Origin of the sequence: Pseudomonas sp. CYM-20-01 (assembly GCF_023169845.1) — a bacterium.
In the GTDB taxonomy this organism is placed as follows: domain Bacteria; phylum Pseudomonadota; class Gammaproteobacteria; order Pseudomonadales; family Pseudomonadaceae; genus Aquipseudomonas; species Aquipseudomonas azotoformans.
In genome coordinates, this window is record NZ_AP025169.1 from 3,725,719 (window position 1) to 3,745,681 (window position 19,963).

Genomic DNA, 19,963 nt, shown 5'->3' on the forward strand with positions numbered 1-19,963 from the left:
GCCAACTTGATGAGCCGTCTGCTGGCCCCCTGCGCCCTGGCGCTGAGCCTCGCCGCCTGCTCGCCCGGGCATGACCCCCAGGCGGGCAAGACCCTGAACATCGCATTTTTCGGCGATAACACCACCCTGGTCAGCGTCGACCCGTTCCAGGTCTATTGGCTGGAGCACCGCGTGCTGCTGCGCAACGTCGCCGAGTCCCTGACCGACCAGGACCCGGACACCGGCAAGATCATTCCCTGGCTGGCCAAACGCTGGGAAGTCAGTGACGACGCGCTGACCTATACCTTCCACCTGCGGGAGGACGTGACCTTCAGCAACGGCGAACGCTTCGATGCCAAGGCGGTGAAAACCGCGTTTGACAGCGACAAGGCACTGGCCACCGAACTGCCGGCCACCTTCGGCGCCACCTACCTGGCGGGTTATGACCACGCCGAAGTGGTCGACGACTTCACCGTCAAGCTGGTACTGGCCAAGCCCAACGCGGGCTTCCTGCAAGCCACCTCCACCACCAACCTGGCGATCCTCGCGCCGGCCTCCTACGCGCTGAGCGTGAAGGAGCGCTCCCTGGGCAAGATCATCGGCACCGGGCCGTTCGTACTGGCCAGCTACACGCCGGAAGTCGGTGCGCACCTGACCAAGCGCAAGGGCTACGCCTGGGCCTCGGCCAATATGAAAAACCAGGGTGAAGCGCACCTGGACGCGGTGGACATCAGCTACATCCCCGAAGAAAGCGTGCGCAACGGCCTGTTCCTGCAAGGCAAGGCCGACATCCTGTGGCCGCGCAACCCGTTCTCGGAAGTCGACCTGAAGCTGTTCCAGTCCAAGGGCGCGACCATTCAAAGCCGCTCGCTGCCGGGACCGGCGCTGAACCTGTACCCCAACACCCGTGGCGAGCGGATCCTGGCCGATCGGCAAGTACGCCTGGCGCTGCAAAAGGCCCTGGACCGCAAGAGCTACGCCAGCACCGTGTACAACGCCGAGTTCCCGGTGGTGGACGGCATCTTCGATGTGACCACGCCGTACTTCAAAAGCCAGGGCGCCAAGCTGGCCTATGACCCGGCGGACGCCGAGCGGTTGTTGGATCAAGCCGGCTGGGCCAAGGGTGCGGACGGTTACCGGCAGAAGAACGGCAAGCGCCTGAGCCTGAGCTACAACATCACCCCGGCCGAGACCGCCGGCGATGTGCTGATCCAGGACCAACTGCGCAAGGTCGGCATCGAGTTGAAACTCAGCGTAGTGACCCGCGCCGAATGGGTCGCCAACAACTCGGCGGGCAACTATGACCTGACCATCAACTACATGACCCGCGCCGACCCGATCATCCTGCAGACCATCCTCGATCCGCGCAGCGCCAACAGTTCCACGCTGGCCACCAACACCTATGAACCGGCGGTGCTGGAACAGGCCAAGGGCTTGTTCGATGCCGGCATCACGGCCACTCAAGCCCCGCAACGCGCTGCCGCCTATGGCAGCCTGCAGGATTTACTTATCGATGAAAGCTCCGCGTTCCCGGTGTATGAGCGTGTGTGGCAGGCGGCGACCTCGCCCAAGGTAAAAAACTTCCGCTGGACCGCCGAGGGTTTTGCGCTGCTGGGTGATATTGAGATCGGCACGCCATGAGCCGTTATCTGATCGGCCGTATCGGCCAGGCACTGCTGGTGCTGTGGGGGGCGTACAGCATCACGTATTTCATTCTGTATCTGCTGCCGGGCGACACCTTGTCGATCATGCTCAGCGCGTCAGGCATGGAGGCCGACGCGCTGTCCGCGGAGGACCTGGCCAAGGCACGGGCCTACTACGGCCTGGATAAAGGCCTGTTCGAGCAGTATTTCGACCTGCTGCTGGGAGCGCTACGGGGGGATTTCGGGCAGTCGCTTTCACTGAATCGCCCAGTGGCCGAACTGCTTGCCGAACGCCTGCCGCAGACCCTGTCCCTGGCGGGGCTGGCCATCGTGTTGTCACTGCTTGGCGGAATCGGCCTGGCCTACCTGACCGCCTACATCCGTTGGCAACCGCTGAAGAAAGCCTTGGCGCGACTGCCGTCGCTGGGCTTTTCGGTGCCGGTGTTCTGGATGGGGCTGCTGCTGATCCAGGTGTTTGCCTTCGGCCTCGGCTGGTTCCCGGCCACCGGCAGCCGGGGCCTGGAAAGCCTGGTGTTGCCCGCCGTGACCTTGGCGATTCCGAGTGCAGCGGTGTACGCCCAGGTGCTGCAACGCAGTTTCCAGGGGGTCTGGACAGAGTCCTATATCACCACTGCGTACGCCAAGGGCCTGAGCCGTGGCCAGGTGCAGGCACGCCATGGCTTCAAGAATGCCGCGCTGCCGATCCTCACCCTGATCGGCTTGCAGGTGGGCAATACGGTGTCGGGCGCGGTGTTGGTGGAAACCATCTTTGCCCGCTCCGGCATTGGCCGGCTGGCCCAAGAAGCAGTGCTGCGCCAGGACATTCCAGTGGTGCTCGCCATCGTTTCGGTGTCGGCGGCGGCATTTGTATTGGTGAACCTGCTGGTCGACCTGTTGTACCCGTGGTTCGACCCGCGCATCTCCCACACGCCAAAGGTGTCCTAGACCATGACCGTTCTTGAGCAGAACCTGGGCCGCAATACCCTCCCGGCCAGCCCTGCGCTGTGGCGCCGCCGCAGCCGCCTGCAACGCGTGACGGCGACAGTGTTGCCACTGTTACGCCGACCGGGGTTCAGCCTGGCGCTGCTGGTGGTGGTGTTTGCCTTGGTGGCGGCTGTGGCGCCGCACGTGTTGAGCAGCTTCGATCCTTACGCCACCTCGCCCGTCGACAAGCTGCGCGCGCCCAACCTGATCCACTGGTTTGGTACCGATGAGCTGGGCCGCGACCTCTATACGCGGGTGGTCCATGGCGCCAGCCTATCGGTCCTGGCAGCGTTTCTTGCGGTGGGCATCGCCCTCTTGGGCGGGCTGGGCCTGGGCATCCTGTCGGGTTTTGCCGGGGGGCGCATCGACGCGGTGATCATGCGCTTTGTCGATGTACTGCTGGCCCTGCCCGGCCTGCTGCTGGCCCTGGCGATTGTCACGGCCATCGGCTTCGGCACGGTGCCGGTGGCGATTGCCGTGGGCATTGGCATTATTCCGGGGTTTGCCCGCACCACCCGCGCCGAGGTGCTGCGGGTCAAGACCCTGCCCTACGTCGAGGCCGCGCGCCTGGGCGGTGCCAGCTGGGGGCGCACCTTGCTGCGGCACATCCTGCCCAATGCATGGGGGCCGGTGGCCGTGCTGGCGACCCTGGACTTCGGCGCCGCGATCCTGGCCACCGCCGGGCTGAGCTTCCTCGGTTTCGGCGCCGCACCACCGGCTGCGGAATGGGGCACCTTGATCGCCAACGGGCGACACTTCCTGATCACCGCTCCCTGGGTTTCCCTGCTGCCCGGCCTGTTCCTGGTGGCCGTGGTGTTCAGCCTCAACCATATCGCCCGCACCTTCGAGGAGATCCAGCGATGAGCGCTTTAGTGGATGTACGCCAACTCAGCGTCAGCTATCGGCACGGCAACACGGCGGTCAATCGCCTGTCACTGAGCATCGCCCAGGGCGAGACCGTGGCGATTGTCGGTGAGTCCGGCTCCGGTAAATCGACCCTGGCCAACGCTATCCTCGGTCTGTTACCGGACAGTGCGCAGGTCACCGCCGGCCAGCTGTGGGTAGACGGCCACGACCTGACCCACGCCAGTGAGCGCCAAAAGCGTGCATTGCGCGGCCGCACCATCGGCCTGGTGCCCCAGGACCCGATGGTCAGCCTCAACCCGACCCTGCGCGTGGGCCAGCAGATCGCCGAGGCGCTGATCCTGGCCAAGGGCAAACGCTACCCCGGCGTCGATGCCGACATTGTCGAACTGCTGCAACAGGTGGGCATCGACAAGCCTGTACTGCGCGCCCGCCAGTACCCCCATGAACTCTCCGGCGGCATGCGCCAGCGTGTGCTGATCGCCATCGCCCTGGCGGGCAACCCGCGCTTGATCATCGCCGACGAACCCACCAGCGCCCTGGATGTGACGGTGCAGCGCAAGATCCTCGACCACTTGCAGCGCTTGGTCAGCGAGCGCGGGATTTCGCTGCTGATCATCACCCATGACCTGGGTGTGGCCGCCGACCGCGCCGACCGGGTCCTGGTGATTCAACACGGTGAAGTGGTCGAACAAGGCGCGCCAGGCCAGATCCTCGGCGCGCCGCAACACGACTACACCCGCGCGCTGATTGCCGCCGCGCCGGCGTTCGCCAGACGGCGTGAGCCCTTGCCGTGCATGGATTCGACACAACAACCGATCCTGAGCCTGAAAAACGTCGGCAAGACGTTTGTACTGCCCAGGGTCAAGGGTGAAGAATCAACGTTCGTGGCCCTTGAGGATCTCAGCCTGCAGGTGTATCCCGGCCAGACCCTGGCCATCGTCGGTGAGTCCGGCTCGGGCAAGAGCACCGCGCTGCGCATCGCCCTCGGCCTGGAAAAACCGACCCAGGGCCAGGTCTGGTTCGAACAACAGGACGTCACCCACCTGAGCTGGCGCGACTTCCGCCCGCTGCGCCAACGCCTGCAACTGGTGCAGCAGAATCCGTTTGCCGCCCTGGACCCACGCTTTACCGTGTTCGACAGCATCGTCGAACCGCTGGTGTCCTTCGGGCGGCTCAAGGGCGCCGCGCTGGAGCACGCGGCGCGGCAGTTGATCAGCCGCGTGCATTTGCCGGTCAGCTACCTGGATCGTTTGCCGCGAGAGTTGTCTGGCGGTCAGTGCCAACGCGTCGCCATCGCCAGGGCGCTGGCGTTGCAACCTGACTTGTTGTTACTCGACGAGCCGGTCAGCGCGCTCGATGTGTCGGTGCAGGCGCGCATCCTTGAGCTGCTGGAAGAGCTGCAACGGGAGATGGGCATTGCCTATGTGCTGGTGTCCCACGACTTGTCGGTGGTGGCCAACTTCGCCCATGAGGCGCTGGTGTTGCGCAACGGCCGGGTGATTGAACAGGGCTCGGTGGAGCAGATCTTCCATCGGCCGGTCAGTGAGTACACGCGGGAATTGATTGCGGCTATCCCTGGCCGGCAGGTCATTGCAAGCGCAGCGTGAGACCTGTGTCGCAGTGCCGCGCGAAACAGTTGTCGGCGACGGCGCGATCCCCGAGAATCGCGCCCCCGACCGTCGGGCACTACAGGGATATTCCGCGCATGGCTGCTTCCAATAAATGGCTGATGTCGTCAGTCGCTTATTACCTCGACTTCTTCACCGTCCCCCTCTTCATCCTCCTTGCCCTGTACCTCGCACCTTTTGATCCGGGACTGGCACTCGCAGGCCTGTTGGCCTGGTCACTGGTGGAGTACTCGGCGCACCGCTTCCTGTTTCACTCGCTGTATCGCCGTGAGCACTGGACCCACCACGTCGACGTGCTGGCCTATATCGGTGTGTCGAGCTGGAAAACTAGCTCGACCTTTGCCGCGCTGTTGCTGCTGGCCTGGTTCACCGGATTGACGTCGGCATTTGTTGGCGCCGTGAGCGGGTACTTCTATTACATCTCGGTACATTACGTGATGCATCGCCCCGAGCATTGGGCGTATCGCTTCATTCCAGGCCTGGTGGCCAATCATGAGCTGCACCACCGCCAAGGTATCGAGAAGAACTTTGGTGTCTCTTCACCGTTATGGGATCACGTGTTTGGCACCTACGTTCGGGCTGAAACGCTCAGCCGCTATGATTAAAGATTTGGTGATCGACCTGGCAGCCCCTTCGCCATGGCCTGCTCGAACCATCACAGCTCGAAGTCAGCGCCCTCCCTGCCGTAGTCCTTTTTTGAGGTTTTGCTCATTGATCTGTCCTGTTGGGGCTCCGCCCGCTGGTATTGATTACGCAAGCGCTTCGTCAGTTCAAGCGTGAAGGGCTCGTCTTCAATCGCCAGCAGTAACAGGTGCCGAGGAAGCTCTCCGGTCTCGCCACTGCCTAGAATCCGCATGGCGTCATCAACGGTGTCAAAGGGCTCTCCAATGCCGGAGGCTGCATCACACAGACCAAAGCTGATGAAGCTGGCCCAGTCCCAACCCGTGCTGCGAACATCCAGCTTAAGCTTGGTCGCATTCGGGTTTCTGTTTGCATCGAGTATCAACTGCTGCAGCGCCTGCGCTGAACTCACTGTTGGAACCGGCGAGTCCAACCGCAGTTGGGGCGATTCGTGATAGAACAGGTAATACCCGCCGCGTGGCAACTTGGAAAGCTTGGGTAATTGGCCCTTCTTGCTGCCTACGTCAGCCTCCCAGTCTTTTGCGCGCTTGGCTTGCAACAACACTGCTTTGCGACAGACCAGCCCACCAATATTCAGGGCGATAATCACGCCGATATCGGCGCCCACACGGGTTTCTTCTTCAGTATTGGCCAACTGCAACATACCCAGATAAGACTGGGACACAGGATAGCCGAATAGCGGAATATGGCTGGACGCCCACTCCGAAAGCCCATCTTCAACACACTGACTGAACCGGCCATTCAGGGGGTCTTCGGTTGACACCGTACGGTTGAGCACATCCGCCATTTTCTGTTGGCAGCGGAACATCCCCCAATAGATGGACCACAGCACATCAATGCGCAGGTTTTGAGGCGACGCGACCAACGTGGTCAACAATTGCCATTGATCCGAGCCGTGCAGGTCGCCTAGCAATTGACTTGCACAATCTGCCGTCAGATTGGCGGCTGCCAACTGGACGGAGGCGTCAACGATATCGGCGAAACAGCCCGTGACAGGCACCCCGTAATGGGCGGAATAGGCGTGCTTGCGCAGCTCCAGGGCCTGGTTGTGCAAACGGGAGTAGAGGGCGTCATCCGGGCGTTTCTGAAAGACTAATTGCGTCAGATGCCCGCGAGCCAGCGACACATTGCCTTGACGTATCGCCCTGTCCATCCCGGCGAGGTGCATGGCGAAATCGGCTGCCAACCAACCTTGACCGCACGCGGCAGCCAAGGCTTCGTTCGCCTCGTGGAGAAAACCATTCAGTTCTTGATGAACGTGAGTGAGTTTCTGCAGCTTGACCTTCAGCTCAGCTTGTTCTTTGCGCTTATCGGTGACGAACTGATTGTGTGAAGCTATATCGCTGTCACGCTGCACCTTGGCGTTGGGCTCATCATAGTCACGGGTGACCGCTGCATGCCTGGCCACGGCGTTTTTGAATTGGCTATTGGCCTCTCCGGTATCGAAGGGGCTCAGCACCCATCCCAGTCCGTAGCCCTCTTTTTTGTGCGCATTGTAACGACGCTGGCTGTCCTCCATGCGCAACCGGGTCTTCAACAACGCCGCATCTCGTTCTGCGTCACCATCACGCAGTTCCAGAGCATCGATCTCACTGATCTGTGCGCGAGTCCGGGTCATCCGTTCGCAAATGTCACCGAGGGTCTTGGAAAGAAAGGCTGCCAACTCGCCGCCGAGCGTTGCAACGGTATGACAGTCATGGTTCTGGAACGTGGTCATCAACGACTTCCTGGTCAGATTGCAACAACAATGAATGCGCGGTCTTGCGATGGCGCAGCCGCTGAATTCTGCCGTGGTCGCACACTGCATCACAAGCACCCTGCCCTCCAGCGTCCAATACCACCCTGAGACCACCTGCGCATCATGGCTCGACAATTGGGCCGCAATCCGCTTGATCAACACAGTTGGACGCACTCAAAACGCTACGCCGGTGAGTTGCACGGCCTGCAAAAGACAATTGTCATCACGCCTATTGATAGCCCCCTAACGAAACCCCCATGCTAGAGGGCTAATCTCGCGCTTATATCATTCCGAATGATAGTTACCTTTGCTTCATTCGATTCGTGACATAGCACAGCGCCGCGCATGATCCGCCCATCTCAAATACATTGGCGGATGCACCTCATGGAACAGTCACTCAAACATTTGCGCTTCCCCCTGGCGATTTTGGCCGTGGTGGTGATGAGCGCGTGCGGCAAGAGCCCGGAACAAGCGGCCGCCATGCCAGCTGCCAAAGTCAGCGTGGCCAAGGTGCTGGAACAACCGGTCAACGAGTGGGATGAATTCACCGGTCGCCTGGAAGCCCCGGAAACCGTGCAGATCCGTCCGCGCGTGTCCGGCCAGATCGACCAGGTGGCCTTCACCGAAGGTGCCTTGGTGAAGAAAGGCGACCTGCTGTTCCAGATCGACCCGCGTCCGTTCCAGGCCGAAGTGCGTCGCCTTGAAGCCCAACTGCAACAAACCCGTGCCGCCGCGACCCGCAGCGATAACGAAGCGCAACGTGGCGAACGCTTGCGCCAGAGCAATGCGATCTCCGCCGAACTGGCCGACTCGCGCACCACCGCCGCCCAGGAAGCCCGCGCCGCCGTCGCCGGGATCCAGGCGCAGTTGGACCTGGCCAAGCTGAACCTGAGCTTCACCCGCGTGACGTCGCCGATCAGCGGCCGCGTCAGCCGTGCCGAAATCACCGCCGGCAACCTGGTCACCGCCGATGTCACCGCACTGACCAGCGTGGTGTCCACCGACAAGGTCTACGCCTACTTCGACGCCGATGAGCGCGTGTTCCTCAAGTACACCGAACTGGCCCGCCAAGGCCGTCGTGGTGCGACCACCCCGGTTTACCTGGGCCTGTCCAACGAGACCGGCAACCCGCACCTGGGCCAGATGAACTTTGTCGACAACCAGGTCAACCCGGCCACCGGTACCATCCGTGGCCGCGCCGTGTTCGATAACAGCAAGGGCGAATACACCCCTGGCCTGTACGCCCGGCTGAAGCTGGTCGGCAGCGGCACCTACTCTGCCGTGCTGATCAACGACGAAGCCGTCGGCACCGACCTGGGCAAGAAGTTCGTGCTGGTGATGGAAGGCGACAAGCCGGCCTACCGCTCGGTGGAACTGGGGCCGAAGATCGAAGGTTTGCGCATCGTGCGCAGCGGCCTGAACAAGGACGACACCATTATCGTCAAGGGCCTGCAGCGCGTGCGCCCAGGGTCGCCGGTCGCCCCGGAAACCATTCCGATGGCCAGCAAGGAAACCCTCGCCGCCTTGGCCCAACAACGACAAGCGCTTGAAGCCAGCAACCTGGAGCAAGTGGCGCCGGAAAAAACCGCGCCCAAGCTCGCAGCCGTCGCGGCTCCACGCGGTTAAGGGAAACGACTCAAGATGAATTTTTCCAAGTTCTTCATTTCGCGGCCGATCTTCGCAGCGGTGCTCTCGCTGCTGATCCTGATCGCCGGTGCGATCTCGCTGTTCCAATTGCCGATCAGTGAATACCCGGAAGTGGTGCCGCCGACCGTGGTGGTGCGCGCCAACTTCCCGGGCGCCAACCCCAAGGTCATCGGTGAAACCGTGGCCGCTCCTCTGGAGCAGGCGATCACCGGCGTCGAGAACATGCTGTACATGTCCTCGCAGTCGACCGCCGACGGCAAGCTGACCCTGACCATCACCTTCGCCCTGGGCACCGACCTGGACAACGCGCAGGTGCAAGTGCAAAACCGTGTGACCCGGACTCAGCCGAAACTGCCTGAAGAAGTGACGCGCATCGGTATTACCGTGGACAAGGCCTCCCCCGACCTGACCATGGTGGTGCACTTGACCTCCCCGGATCAGCGCTACGACATGCTCTACCTGTCCAACTACGCCTTGCTCAACGTGAAGGATGAGTTGGCGCGCCTCGGCGGTGTGGGTGATGTGCAGCTGTTCGGCATGGGCGACTACTCCCTGCGCGTATGGCTGGACCCGAACAAAACCGCTTCGCGCAACCTGACCGCCACTGATGTGGTGACCGCGATCCGCGAGCAGAACCGTCAAGTGGCCGCCGGTGCACTGGGTGCGCAACCCGCCCCGACCGCCACCGCGTTCCAGTTGTCGGTGAACACCCAGGGTCGCCTGGTGACCGAGGAAGAGTTCGAGAACATCATCATTCGCTCCGGCGCCAACGGTGAAATCACACGCTTGAAAGACATCGCTCGGGTGGAGCTGGGTTCCAGCCAATACGCCCTGCGCTCGTTGCTCAACAACCAGCCGGCCGTGGCCATCCCGATCTTCCAGCGCCCTGGCTCCAACGCCATCGAGATCTCCAACGAAGTGCGCGGCAAGATGGAAGAGCTGAAAAAGAGCTTCCCGCAAGGCATGGACTACAGCATCGTCTATGACCCGACCATCTTCGTGCGCGGCTCCATCGAAGCGGTGGTACACACCCTGTTCGAAGCGCTGATCCTGGTTGTGCTGGTGGTGATCCTGTTCCTGCAGACCTGGCGCGCCTCGATCATTCCGTTGGTGGCGGTGCCGGTATCGTTGATCGGTACGTTTGCGGTAATGCACCTGTTCGGTTTCTCGCTCAACGCGCTGTCGTTGTTCGGCCTGGTATTGGCCATCGGTATCGTGGTGGATGACGCCATCGTGGTGGTGGAAAACGTCGAACGGAACATCGAGCTGGGCCTGGACCCCTTCCCGGCCACTGAAAAAGCCATGAGCGAAGTGACCGGCCCGATCATCGCCACCGCGTTGGTGCTGTGTGCGGTGTTCGTGCCAGCTGCGTTCATCAGCGGCTTGACCGGGCAGTTCTACAAGCAGTTCGCCTTGACCATTGCGATCTCGACGGTGATTTCGGCCTTCAACTCCCTAACCTTGTCCCCTGCCCTGGCGGCGGTGCTGCTCAAAAGCCACAACGCGCCGAAGGATGGCTTCTCCAAGTTCCTCGACAAGCTGCTGGGTGGCTGGTTGTTCAAACCGTTCAACCGCTTCTTCGACAAGGCCAGCCATGGTTACGTCGGCACCGTGCGCCGGGTGATCCGTGGCAGTGGTATTGCGCTGTTCCTGTACGCCGGCCTGATGGTCCTGACCTGGCTGGGCTTTGCCCACACGCCGACCGGTTTCGTACCGGCCCAGGACAAGCAATACCTGGTAGCCTTCGCTCAATTGCCGGACGCGGCGAGCCTGGACCGCACCGAAGACGTGATCAAGCGCATGTCCGACATCGCCCTGAAACAACCAGGTGTGGAAGCCGCCGTGGCGTTCCCGGGCCTGTCGATCAACGGTTTCACCAACAGCCCGAACAGCGGCATCGTGTTCGTGACCTTGAAACCGTTCGACGAGCGTAAAGACCCGAGCATGTCCGCCGGCGCGATTGCCGGTGCCTTGAACGGCAAGTACAGCAGCATCCAGGAAGCCTACATGGCGATCTTCCCACCGCCGCCGGTACAGGGCCTGGGTACGATCGGCGGCTTCCGCCTGCAGATCGAAGACCGGGGCAACCTGGGGTACGACGAGCTGTACAAAGAAGTGCAGAACATCATCACCAAGAGCCGTACCACGCCGGAACTGTTCGGCCTGTTCACCAGCTACACGGTCAACGTGCCCCAGGTCGATGCCGCCATCGACCGTGAAAAGGCCAAGACCCACGGCGTGGCGATCAGCGACATCTTCGATACCCTGCAGATCTACCTGGGTTCGTTGTATGCCAACGACTTCAACCGCTTTGGCCGGACCTACCAGGTCAACGTGCAGGCCGAGCAACAGTTCCGCCTGGATGAAGACCAGATCGGTCAGCTGAAAGTGCGCAACAACAAAGGCGAGATGATCCCGCTGGCGACCTTCATCAAGGTCAGCGACACCTCGGGCCCGGACCGCGTGATGCACTACAACGGCTTTATCACTGCTGAAATCAACGGCAACGCTGCTCCGGGCTACAGCTCGGGCCAGGCTCAGGCGGCGATCGAGAAACTGCTGAAAGACGAACTGCCCAACGGCATGACCTACGAGTGGACCGACCTGACGTATCAGCAAATCCTCTCGGGCAACACTGCGCTGTTCGTGTTCCCGCTCTGCGTACTGCTGGCGTTCCTGGTACTGGCCGCCCAATACGAAAGCTGGAGCCTGCCATTGGCGGTGATCCTGATCGTACCGATGACCCTGCTGTCGGCGATTACCGGGGTGATTATCTCGGGCGGTGACAACAATATCTTCACCCAGATCGGCTTGATCGTACTGGTGGGCCTGGCGTGCAAGAACGCGATCCTCATCGTCGAGTTCGCCAAGGACAAACAGGCAGAAGGCCTCGACCCGCTCGCTGCGGTACTGGAAGCCTGCCGTCTGCGTCTGCGGCCGATCCTGATGACTTCGTTCGCCTTCATCATGGGTGTGGTGCCACTGGTGCTGTCCAGCGGCGCCGGTGCCGAGATGCGGCATGCCATGGGCGTGGCGGTGTTCTCCGGGATGATCGGTGTGACCTTCTTCGGTCTGTTGCTGACGCCAGTGTTCTACGTACTGATCCGTCGCTCGGTGGAGCGCAGCGAGGCACGCAAAGCGGCCAAGGCCTTGAAGCTGGAGACACAGCAATGAATGTGAAAGTATTCCTGCCGAGCTTGCTGGTACTGGCGCTGAGCGCCTGTGCCGTAGGCCCGGACTACAAGACCCAGACCCCGGAGGCGGCCAACATCACGGCCGCTGCCGATGCCAAGCAATATGACCATGCCAAGTTCGAAGGCATCTGGTGGCAGCAGTTCGACGACCCGACCCTCAACCAGTTGGTGACGCAATCGCTGCAAGGCAACCGTGACCTGCGCGTCGCCTTTGCCCGCCTGCGGGCGGCGCGGGCGATCCGTGATGACGCCAGCAACGACGCGATGCCGACCATCACCAGCCGGGCCAGCAGTGACCAGGGCAAAGGCCAGATTCCGGGCCAGACCACCAGCCGGGTCAAGACCGAGCGTTACGACCTAGGCCTGGACATGGCCTGGGAACTGGACCTGTTCGGTCGCATCCAGCGCAATCTGGAAGCCACTGACGCTGACCAGCAGGCTGCCGAGGCGGACTTGTACCAGCTGCAAGTGACAATGATCGCCGAACTGGTGGACGCCTACGGCCAATTGCGTGGCGCGCAACTGCGTGAACGCATCGCCCTGGACAACCTGAAGAACCAGCAGGAATCGCGCACCATCACCGTCAGCCTGCGCGATGCCGGTGTGGGCGATCAACTCGATGTGGAGCGTGCCGACGCACGCCTCGCAGCGGTTGAAGCCAGCGTGCCGCAACTGCAAGCCGAACAAGTGCGCGAGCGTAACCGCATCGCTACCCTCCTCGGCCAGCGCCCCGACAAGCTTACCGTCGACCTGAGCCCCAAAGACTTGCCGGCAATTGCCAAGGCCTTGCCGATTGGTGATCCGGGGCAACTGCTGCAACGTCGCCCGGACATCCTCAGCGCCGAACGCAAACTGGCCGCCGCCACCGCGCGTATCGGCGTGGCCAAGGCCGACCTGTTCCCACGGGTCAGCCTCAGCGGTTTTCTCGGCTTTACCGCCGGGCGGGGTTCGCAGATCGGTTCGTCCGCCGCCAATGCCTGGGCCCTCGGCCCGAGCATCACCTGGGCCGCGTTCGATCTGGGCAGCGTGCGAGCGCGTTTGCGCGGCGCAGACGCCGAAGCCGATGGCGCCCTGGCGACCTACGAGCAGCAAGTGCTGCTGGCGTTGGAAGAGTCCGAGAACGCCTTCAGTGACTACGGCAAGCGTCAGCAACGCCTGGTTTCGCTGATCCGCCAAAGCGAATCCAGCCGTGCCGCCGCCGACCTGGCCGCGATCCGCTACCGCGAAGGCACCGTGGACTTCCTGGTGCTGCTGGACGCGCAACGTGAGCGCCTGGCCGCCGAAGACTCCCAGGCCCAGGCCGAAGTGGACCTGTATCGCGGCATCGTCGCGATCTACAAAGCGTTGGGCGGTGGCTGGCAGCCGGACACGGTGGTCGCCAGCGCCAAGTGAGGTAAAGAGCTCCTTTGGTTGGTCGCATCCAGCCAATTTTTTGCCCCGTGGTCCATTCGGTCACGGGGCTTTTTTTTAAAGTGGGTTCAAGGAAGGTCGATACAAAGATGTAGCTTTCGGCTGATGGAGAATTTCACTATGGCCGTTTTGTTGACTGCGGAGCAAATGAGGCACACGAAGGCGTCTAATCCGTTTCAGATAAAGCACCCGGAACAGGTGGTGAATAAATTCACGATAACAGACGCGTCGAAAGCGTCGGACACGTTGAAACTGGGTAATCAACAGTCGATTGATGATCTGAAAGCGTTTTTGAAAGATTACGATATGACGTCTATTACCACCAATGAGCTAAAAGTCGTTGGAAGGCGGCTTTATGAAAGTGGCGTCATTGATGGCCAGGGCTTTCGTATGTTCATAACAGGCCTCGGCGCCTTTGATGAAAACGGCCAGCCCGCTGAAACCGATGTAAAGTACAACGCAATCGCTTTGTTCGATGAAGTCCTTGAGGATTACCTGTCATTTGTTGAGGGGCGTCCTGACGTGCAGCGCTCGCAAGGCATCCCTGAATACATTCAAGGGATGTTTGCCGCCAATCACGCTATCAATGCGCTGGCGTTTTTTGTTAACTCCTCCCGAAGTGATCTTTCTATAGAGGAACGTGCTTGAAGCGGGTTCTTTCGACACCGGGTGCCAACCGAACCCTTGGCACCCGGTTCTATCAGGGCATTACCGGCCAAATCTGACCGTTCCCCAATACGACTTGGAGACCGCTTCGGGGTTATCCAATATCACCCGATAGGTCCCCAATGACCCGAGCCATGAGGCGTAGGCTGACAAAGGGTTACCGGCCACGGTTTTCCAAGCCCCTCCCACCTGCTGCTCGATGTATATCTGAGGCGGTCTACCTCCGCCTGCTGCAGATACCATTGCGTCGATATTTGCGTTCGAGCAGCCGTTAGCTCCCGAGATGGTGAACGGACCCAGTGCTACCGCCCTGGAGTCAGGCTGAATTATTCCGCTGTAGCTATCCGTAAGAGTCAAACACAAAGCCGACGCCTGAGCAGACATCAACATCAGCACTAAATAAGGTAATGCGAGAAAACTTTTCATGATTTTCACCTCAAGTGTTAATCCTATTAAGTTTTTGCGAACACTCATCAGCAATCTTTTTGTTTTTTCATATATCGCCCTCGATTTGGCAGTACGCACCGGTCGTCACGGTGACATGCTGCACATAGATCGAACCCTTCAGTAGGCTGCGTGCTATTAACTATGCCTGAATGATCGCAAGAGGAAAGCCGGCCACTTCCCAAAAACATGAAAGACCGTTCTGTCAGATCTCGAAGTAGTCCAACGCGTGAAAATTCCTAATATCACGCCCTGCCGGCAGAAGCCCACGCCACCGCCTAAATCTGGCGATAACGCCAACCTCAAACGTAACAATTTCAGCACTTAAGAAACTCACCAACTTGTCGACAACCAGATGTAGGCCCGATTAACAGAGGACTGTTCATGGTCACTTTACCAACGACAAGCCAAGTACCGAATTCAATGGCCACTCCAGCCCACCCCATCAAAAACCCTGGGCAAGTTGTCAATCAATTCACCATCACCGAAGAAGCGGAGGCTACAGAAACTTTAAAACTTGTGCAGCAGGAGGACATCAGCGAGTTGAAGAACGCCCTGAAGGACTATGACATGACATCGATCAGCAGTGACGACCTCAAGAAAATCGGAAGCCAGCTTTATCGTAAAGGTCTCATTGATTCACGTGCTTTTTGGCTATTTGTGGAAGGGAGCGGAGCAGTTGATGCGTACGGTTTCCCAGCAGACACCCATGTTAAATTCAATGCAATTGCCTTATTCAACGAAAAGTTGGAGGGGTATATTGACTTGTTCAAAAGCAATCCCTACATAGCGCGTCAGGAAGGGGCATCGGATTTTATGAAAGGGCTGGTAACCGCTAATCATGCGCTCGCTGCCCTGTCCTACTTTGCCAATTCTTCAAACGATAAATTGTCGGTGGACGAGCGCGTCTGATTTCAGAGTTGACGGATGCAGTGTGCCGAAGATCACTTGGCACGCTGCATCCCTTCGGTTTCAGCGACCGTATCTGACCGTGCCTGAATAGACTTTCGGTACTGGACCGTCGTTATATACCCGCACTCGATAGGTGCCAAACGGCCCCACCCAAAACGCGTTACTACCGATACTGTAGGTCAACCGCTGCCATGATCCGCCACCCACATCGCCTTCAATAAAGATCTCGGGCGTTTTGCCAGTTCCTGTGGGCGTTACCATCGCCTCAATGTTGGCATTCAAGCAGCCGTTCGAAGGGGTGATTTCAAATGGCCCTTTTGCTGTGACGGTCATTTCCGGCGGGATAATACCGCCATAGCTGTCAGTAATATAGGTACACAACGCCGACGCCTGCGCCGACATCAGCATTAATCCCGCAAAAACCAACGCTAAACTACTTTTCATGATTTTCACCTCAAGGCATTAAAATTTTGGGCACTCATCTACCTGTTCTGTTTTTATTTACTCATAGGCTGCCCTCGATTCAGCAGCGCACACCCGCCGTCGCGGGTAAGCGCAGCACATTAATCGAATCGTCCAATAGGCGTATTCAGGTACCGTGAGGATAACTATGCACGAAGAATAAACAGCGGCAAGGCGAGCACTTCCTAAAATAGCGAAGGACCTTTCTGTAGTCCCTTGAGACAAACCAGGCGGTTCAGGACTTATTTAAAACAACGCCAGACAGTTCTGTCAGATATAAAAGTAGTCCCGCATGCGAACATTCCTAATACCATGCCCCGCCTGCACAATCCCACACAACCGCTCAACACTGGCGATAACCCCAACCCAATACGAAACATTTTCAGCACTTAAGAAACTCACCAACTTGTCGACAACCAGATGTAACCCCAACTATTTGAGGCTTTTTATGGTTACCTTATCAGCGACAGGTCAAGTGCAGAACTCAATGGCAACCCCTGGTTACACCATCAAAAATCCTGAACAAGTCGTGAACGCATTCACTAAGACTGAAGAAGCAGAAGCGGCAGAGACACTGAAGTTTTGGCAGCAGGAGCAAATCAGTGAATTGAAGAGTTTTCTGAAGGGCCACGACATGACGTCGATCAGCAGTAACGACCTGAAAAAAGTAGGTAGCGAACTCTACGACAAAGGCATTATTGATTCCCGCGCTTATTGGCTGTTCGTCGTAGGAAACGGAGCGTTTGATGCAAACGGACTTCCTGCAGAGACCCATGTCAAATTCAATGCCGTCGCGTTATTTAACGAGCAGCTGGAGGGATATATAGACTTTTTCAAAAGCAATCCATATGTAGCACATCAGGAGGGTGCTTCAGATTTTATGAGAGGACTGGTGGCAGCGAATCACGCGCTCGCCGCATTGGCCTATTTCGCAAATTCTTCAAATGATGATTTATCAATTGACGAGCGTGCATGATTTCTGAATTTTTCCCACAGGATGCAGTGTGCCGGATAACTTCCGGCACACTGCATAGGTTCGGTTTCAGCGACCGTACCTGACACTTCCCGAGTAGACTTTTGGTACCGAATCGTCGTTATACACCACCACCCTGTACTTACCGAACGGACCAACCCAAGAAGCGTTGCTGCCGATGCTGAACGTCAACCGTCGCCATGATCCGCCTCCCACCTCGCCTTCGATATAGATCTCCGGGGTGTTCCCTGCACCGGTGGCTGTTACGATGGCATCAATACTGGCGTTCAAACAGCCATTAACGGAGGTGATCTCAAAAGGCCCTTTGGCAGGTATCGCCGTTTTCGGCGGAATAGTGCCGCCGTAGCTCTCCGTAATATAGGTACACAACGCCGACGCCTGCGCCGACATCAACATCAATCCCGCAAAAACCAACGCAAAACTACTTTTCATGATTTCCACCTCAAGCCATTAAGATTGTTGGTGTTCATGTAATCGTTCTGTTTTTATTTGCGCATAGGCTGCCCTCGATTCAGCAGCGCACACCCGCCGTCGCGGGTAAGCGCAGCACATTAATCGAATCTTCCAATAGGCGTATTCAGGTACCGTGAGGATAACTATGCACGAAGAAGAAATGGCGGCAAGCCGAGCACTTCCTAAAATAGCGAAGGACCGTTCTGTCATCCGAAAGAAGAAGCGGGTAAGTTATTTCCTAATCCCGCACATCCACACCGTTACCGCTTGTTTGTTTCATTCAGAATCAAACTTCGATAATGCCCCGGGTTCGACCCCACCCATTTACGAAACGCCTTATAAAACGAACTTGCATCGGCAAAGCCTAGTCGCTCGGCAATTTCGGCAAAGCTGATCTGCGGCTCCGCCAACCACACAATCGCCAACTCCTTGCGCACACTGTCCTTGAGCCCCTGATAGGTCTGCCCTTCTTCCGCCAGCCGCCGGCGCAGGGTCGAGGCGGAAATGCACAGGCTGGCGGCGAGGCCGTCAGTTTCCGGCCAGGTGTCAGGAGGCATCTGGCGCAGGTCGTGCTTGATGCGGGTGGCGAGGCTGGCGGGGTCGCGGTATTTGACCAGGATGTTGGCCGGCGCGTGGGCCAGGAAGCGCTTGAGCTCCTCCGGGCTGCGCTTGATCGGCAGGTCCAGGCAGTCGGCGGAGAAGATCATGCGGGTGCGGGGTCGGTTGAAACGCAGGTTGTCGGAGAACATCACCTGGTAGTCATCACAGAAATCCGGTTTTGAGCAGCGCAGCTCAATCGCCAGGATTGGGATCCGCCGCCCGGCCAGCCAACAGGCCACACCGTGCACGATCATCCAATAGGTAAAGTATGTGAAGGCCCGATTGGGTTCGGACTCGAGCTCCAGCAATACGATCTCCGCCAGGCTTTGTTGACGCACCAACTCGGCGGGCAGGCGCTCCAGCATCAGCGACAGAAACCCCAAGCCGGTTTCCAGCCCGGTGCCCAGGGTGGGTTGCGCCATCGCGGCGCGGCAGAGAAACGCCAGGCTGCCGGACTTGAGCTTGCGCGGGTCCATGCCGAAGAACTCATCATCCATGCGTCGCGCCAGCAGGCGCCACAGGCGTGCGTAGGTAGTGGCCGAGACCCGCGCGTTGGGCTCGGCCAGCAGTGCCGGGTCAATCCCGGCTTTATGCAGCACTTCGGCACTGGCCGCGCCGGGCGCGCAGCTTTGCAGCAAGGCTTCGCGCACGAGGTGGAGGGAGATTGTGTCTTTTTCCGACATGGCGAAACGGGCATCCGGCGGCGCAAATAATGGCACGCATCATAAGGTGGGATGCGTTTTGCCACCACCGTTCAGGTAGGGTTCAGCTATTGTCAAGATTGCCTGTTTAGTAATGAGTATCATTATGTTACAACTTAGCCTCCTATCTAGTTGTGACGCGGTGCCGAATGCTCGTTCCTTTTCTCATCATGCTGCGCGAAGGCATTGAAGCCGCATTGATCGTCGGCATTATCGCCAGTTACCTGCAACAGACCGGCCGTGGCCAGTGGATGCCTGCGGTGTGGATCGGCGTGTTTCTCGCCGCCGCACTGGCCCTGCTGGTAGGTGGTGGGCTGGAGCTGGTCAGCGCCGAGTTCCCGCAAAAGCAGCAGGAGCTGTTCGAAGGCATCGTTGGCCTGGTCGCCGTGGGCATCCTCAGTTCCATGGTGTTCTGGATGCGTAAAGTGGCGCGTTCCATCAAGCACTCCCTGCATGAATCCCTCGATCACGCGTTGGCCGGGTCCAAACACCAAGTCACTGCGCTGATCCTCATGGTGTTTTTCGCCGTGGCCCGTGAAGGCCTGGAAACCGTGTTTTTCCTGCTGGCGGTGTTCCAGCAGAGCGAAGGCCCCGGCGCACCGATTGGCGCCCTGCTCGGCCTGATCCTGGCGATCATCGTCGGTTTCCTGATCTACACCGGCAGCATGCGCCTGAACCTCGGTGCGTTTTTCCGCTGGACCGGCTTGTTCATCCTGGTGGTGGCCGCCGGCATCCTCGCCAATTCGGTACAGGCCCTGCACGAAGCGGGCGTGTGGAATCACCTGCAAACCGTGCTCTTCGACTTCAGCGCCGCCCTGCCCATGGACAGCCCGCTGGGTTCGGTTCTCGCCGGCATGTTCGGCTATCAGGAAGCGCCCACCGTCAGCACCCTCGGCGCCTACCTGATTTACCTGGTGGTGGCGCTGGTGATGTTCTTCCTGCCCGCCGCGCCACCCAAGCAGGCCATCACCCCCTCTTCCGCTTCCAGTCAGTAAGGAC

At 59.3% G+C, this 19,963-nt stretch carries 17 protein-coding genes; 12 read left to right on the plus strand and 5 right to left on the minus strand.

What is annotated here, in order from left to right; genetic code table 11:
• The first annotated feature begins 9 nt into the window (after window positions 1-9).
• The 5 genes from M2497_RS16580 to M2497_RS16600 all read left to right on the plus strand — a co-directional run bounded on the left by M2497_RS16580 (window position 10) and on the right by M2497_RS16600 (window position 5,706).
• On the plus strand, window positions 10-1,620 hold the full coding sequence (locus M2497_RS16580; RefSeq protein ID WP_248488218.1) for an ABC transporter substrate-binding protein: 1,611 nt from the start codon (window positions 10-12) through the stop codon (window positions 1,618-1,620).
• Window positions 1,617-2,567, plus strand: a complete 951-nt coding sequence (locus M2497_RS16585; protein ID WP_248481685.1) for an ABC transporter permease — start codon at window positions 1,617-1,619, stop codon at window positions 2,565-2,567. The genes M2497_RS16580 and M2497_RS16585 overlap by 4 nt, the downstream gene beginning before the upstream one ends.
• A 3-nt stretch (window positions 2,568-2,570) precedes the next feature.
• Window positions 2,571-3,470, plus strand: a complete 900-nt coding sequence (locus M2497_RS16590) for an ABC transporter permease (RefSeq protein WP_248481686.1) — start codon at window positions 2,571-2,573, stop codon at window positions 3,468-3,470.
• Window positions 3,467-5,080, plus strand: a complete 1,614-nt coding sequence (locus M2497_RS16595) for an ABC transporter ATP-binding protein (protein WP_248481687.1) — start codon at window positions 3,467-3,469, stop codon at window positions 5,078-5,080. The genes M2497_RS16590 and M2497_RS16595 overlap by 4 nt, the downstream gene beginning before the upstream one ends.
• 98 nt (window positions 5,081-5,178) lie before the next feature.
• On the plus strand, window positions 5,179-5,706 hold the full coding sequence (locus M2497_RS16600; protein WP_248481688.1) for a sterol desaturase family protein: 528 nt from the start codon (window positions 5,179-5,181) through the stop codon (window positions 5,704-5,706).
• Window positions 5,707-5,756: 50 nt separating this feature from the next.
• Here M2497_RS16600 and M2497_RS16605 read toward each other — a convergent pair whose 3' ends face one another.
• Window positions 5,757-7,460 (minus strand): hypothetical protein, encoded by a 1,704-nt coding sequence (locus M2497_RS16605; RefSeq protein WP_248481689.1) that lies wholly within the window; start codon window positions 7,458-7,460, stop codon window positions 5,757-5,759.
• A gap of 405 nt (window positions 7,461-7,865) precedes the next feature.
• On the opposite strand from M2497_RS16605, the gene mexE reads away from it, so the two are divergent.
• The 4 genes from mexE to M2497_RS16625 all read left to right on the plus strand — a co-directional run bounded on the left by mexE (window position 7,866) and on the right by M2497_RS16625 (window position 14,380).
• Window positions 7,866-9,107, plus strand: coding sequence for a multidrug efflux RND transporter periplasmic adaptor subunit MexE (gene mexE / locus M2497_RS16610; RefSeq protein WP_071495846.1), 1,242 nt, complete (start codon window positions 7,866-7,868; stop codon window positions 9,105-9,107).
• A gap of 15 nt (window positions 9,108-9,122) precedes the next feature.
• Window positions 9,123-12,302, plus strand: coding sequence for an efflux RND transporter permease subunit (locus M2497_RS16615; protein ID WP_071488416.1), 3,180 nt, complete (start codon window positions 9,123-9,125; stop codon window positions 12,300-12,302).
• The gene (locus tag M2497_RS16620) at window positions 12,299-13,714 is read left to right on the plus strand and encodes a TolC family protein (RefSeq protein ID WP_248481690.1); all 1,416 of its coding nucleotides are present in this window, start codon (window positions 12,299-12,301) and stop codon (window positions 13,712-13,714) included. The genes M2497_RS16615 and M2497_RS16620 overlap by 4 nt, the downstream gene beginning before the upstream one ends.
• A gap of 138 nt (window positions 13,715-13,852) precedes the next feature.
• Window positions 13,853-14,380 (plus strand): hypothetical protein, encoded by a 528-nt coding sequence (locus M2497_RS16625; RefSeq protein WP_071495847.1) that lies wholly within the window; start codon window positions 13,853-13,855, stop codon window positions 14,378-14,380.
• 60 nt (window positions 14,381-14,440) lie between these two features.
• Here the strand turns inward: M2497_RS16625 and M2497_RS16630 are convergent, their stop codons facing one another.
• A complete protein-coding gene (locus M2497_RS16630; RefSeq protein ID WP_248481692.1) occupies window positions 14,441-14,872 on the minus strand; it encodes a hypothetical protein in 432 nt (143 codons plus the stop codon).
• 354 nt (window positions 14,873-15,226) lie between these two features.
• Here M2497_RS16630 and M2497_RS16635 point away from each other — a divergent pair, with 354 nt between their 5' ends.
• Window positions 15,227-15,754: a hypothetical protein gene (locus M2497_RS16635; RefSeq protein ID WP_248481694.1), complete on the plus strand. Its 528-nt coding sequence runs from the start codon at window positions 15,227-15,229 to the stop codon at window positions 15,752-15,754.
• Between the two features lie 60 nt (window positions 15,755-15,814).
• Here M2497_RS16635 and M2497_RS16640 read toward each other — a convergent pair whose 3' ends face one another.
• Window positions 15,815-16,198 (minus strand): hypothetical protein, encoded by a 384-nt coding sequence (locus M2497_RS16640; protein WP_248481696.1) that lies wholly within the window; start codon window positions 16,196-16,198, stop codon window positions 15,815-15,817.
• Window positions 16,199-16,664: 466 nt separating this feature from the next.
• Between M2497_RS16640 and M2497_RS16645 the strand changes: the two genes are divergently transcribed.
• Complete coding sequence (locus M2497_RS16645; RefSeq protein WP_248481698.1) at window positions 16,665-17,192, plus strand: hypothetical protein; 528 nt, start codon at window positions 16,665-16,667, stop codon at window positions 17,190-17,192.
• Between the two features lie 66 nt (window positions 17,193-17,258).
• Here the strand turns inward: M2497_RS16645 and M2497_RS16650 are convergent, their stop codons facing one another.
• Together M2497_RS16650 and M2497_RS16655 are read right to left on the minus strand one after the other, a co-directional pair.
• The gene (locus M2497_RS16650; protein ID WP_071495772.1) at window positions 17,259-17,642 is read right to left on the minus strand and encodes a hypothetical protein; all 384 of its coding nucleotides are present in this window, start codon (window positions 17,640-17,642) and stop codon (window positions 17,259-17,261) included.
• Between the two features lie 281 nt (window positions 17,643-17,923).
• Window positions 17,924-18,946: an AraC family transcriptional regulator gene (locus M2497_RS16655; RefSeq protein WP_248481700.1), complete on the minus strand. Its 1,023-nt coding sequence runs from the start codon at window positions 18,944-18,946 to the stop codon at window positions 17,924-17,926.
• Window positions 18,947-19,113: 167 nt separating this feature from the next.
• Here M2497_RS16655 and efeU point away from each other — a divergent pair, with 167 nt between their 5' ends.
• Entirely contained in the window at window positions 19,114-19,959 is an 846-nt protein-coding gene (efeU, locus tag M2497_RS16660; protein WP_248481702.1) for an iron uptake transporter permease EfeU, read from the plus strand.
• The last annotated feature ends 4 nt before the right edge of the window (window positions 19,960-19,963 follow it).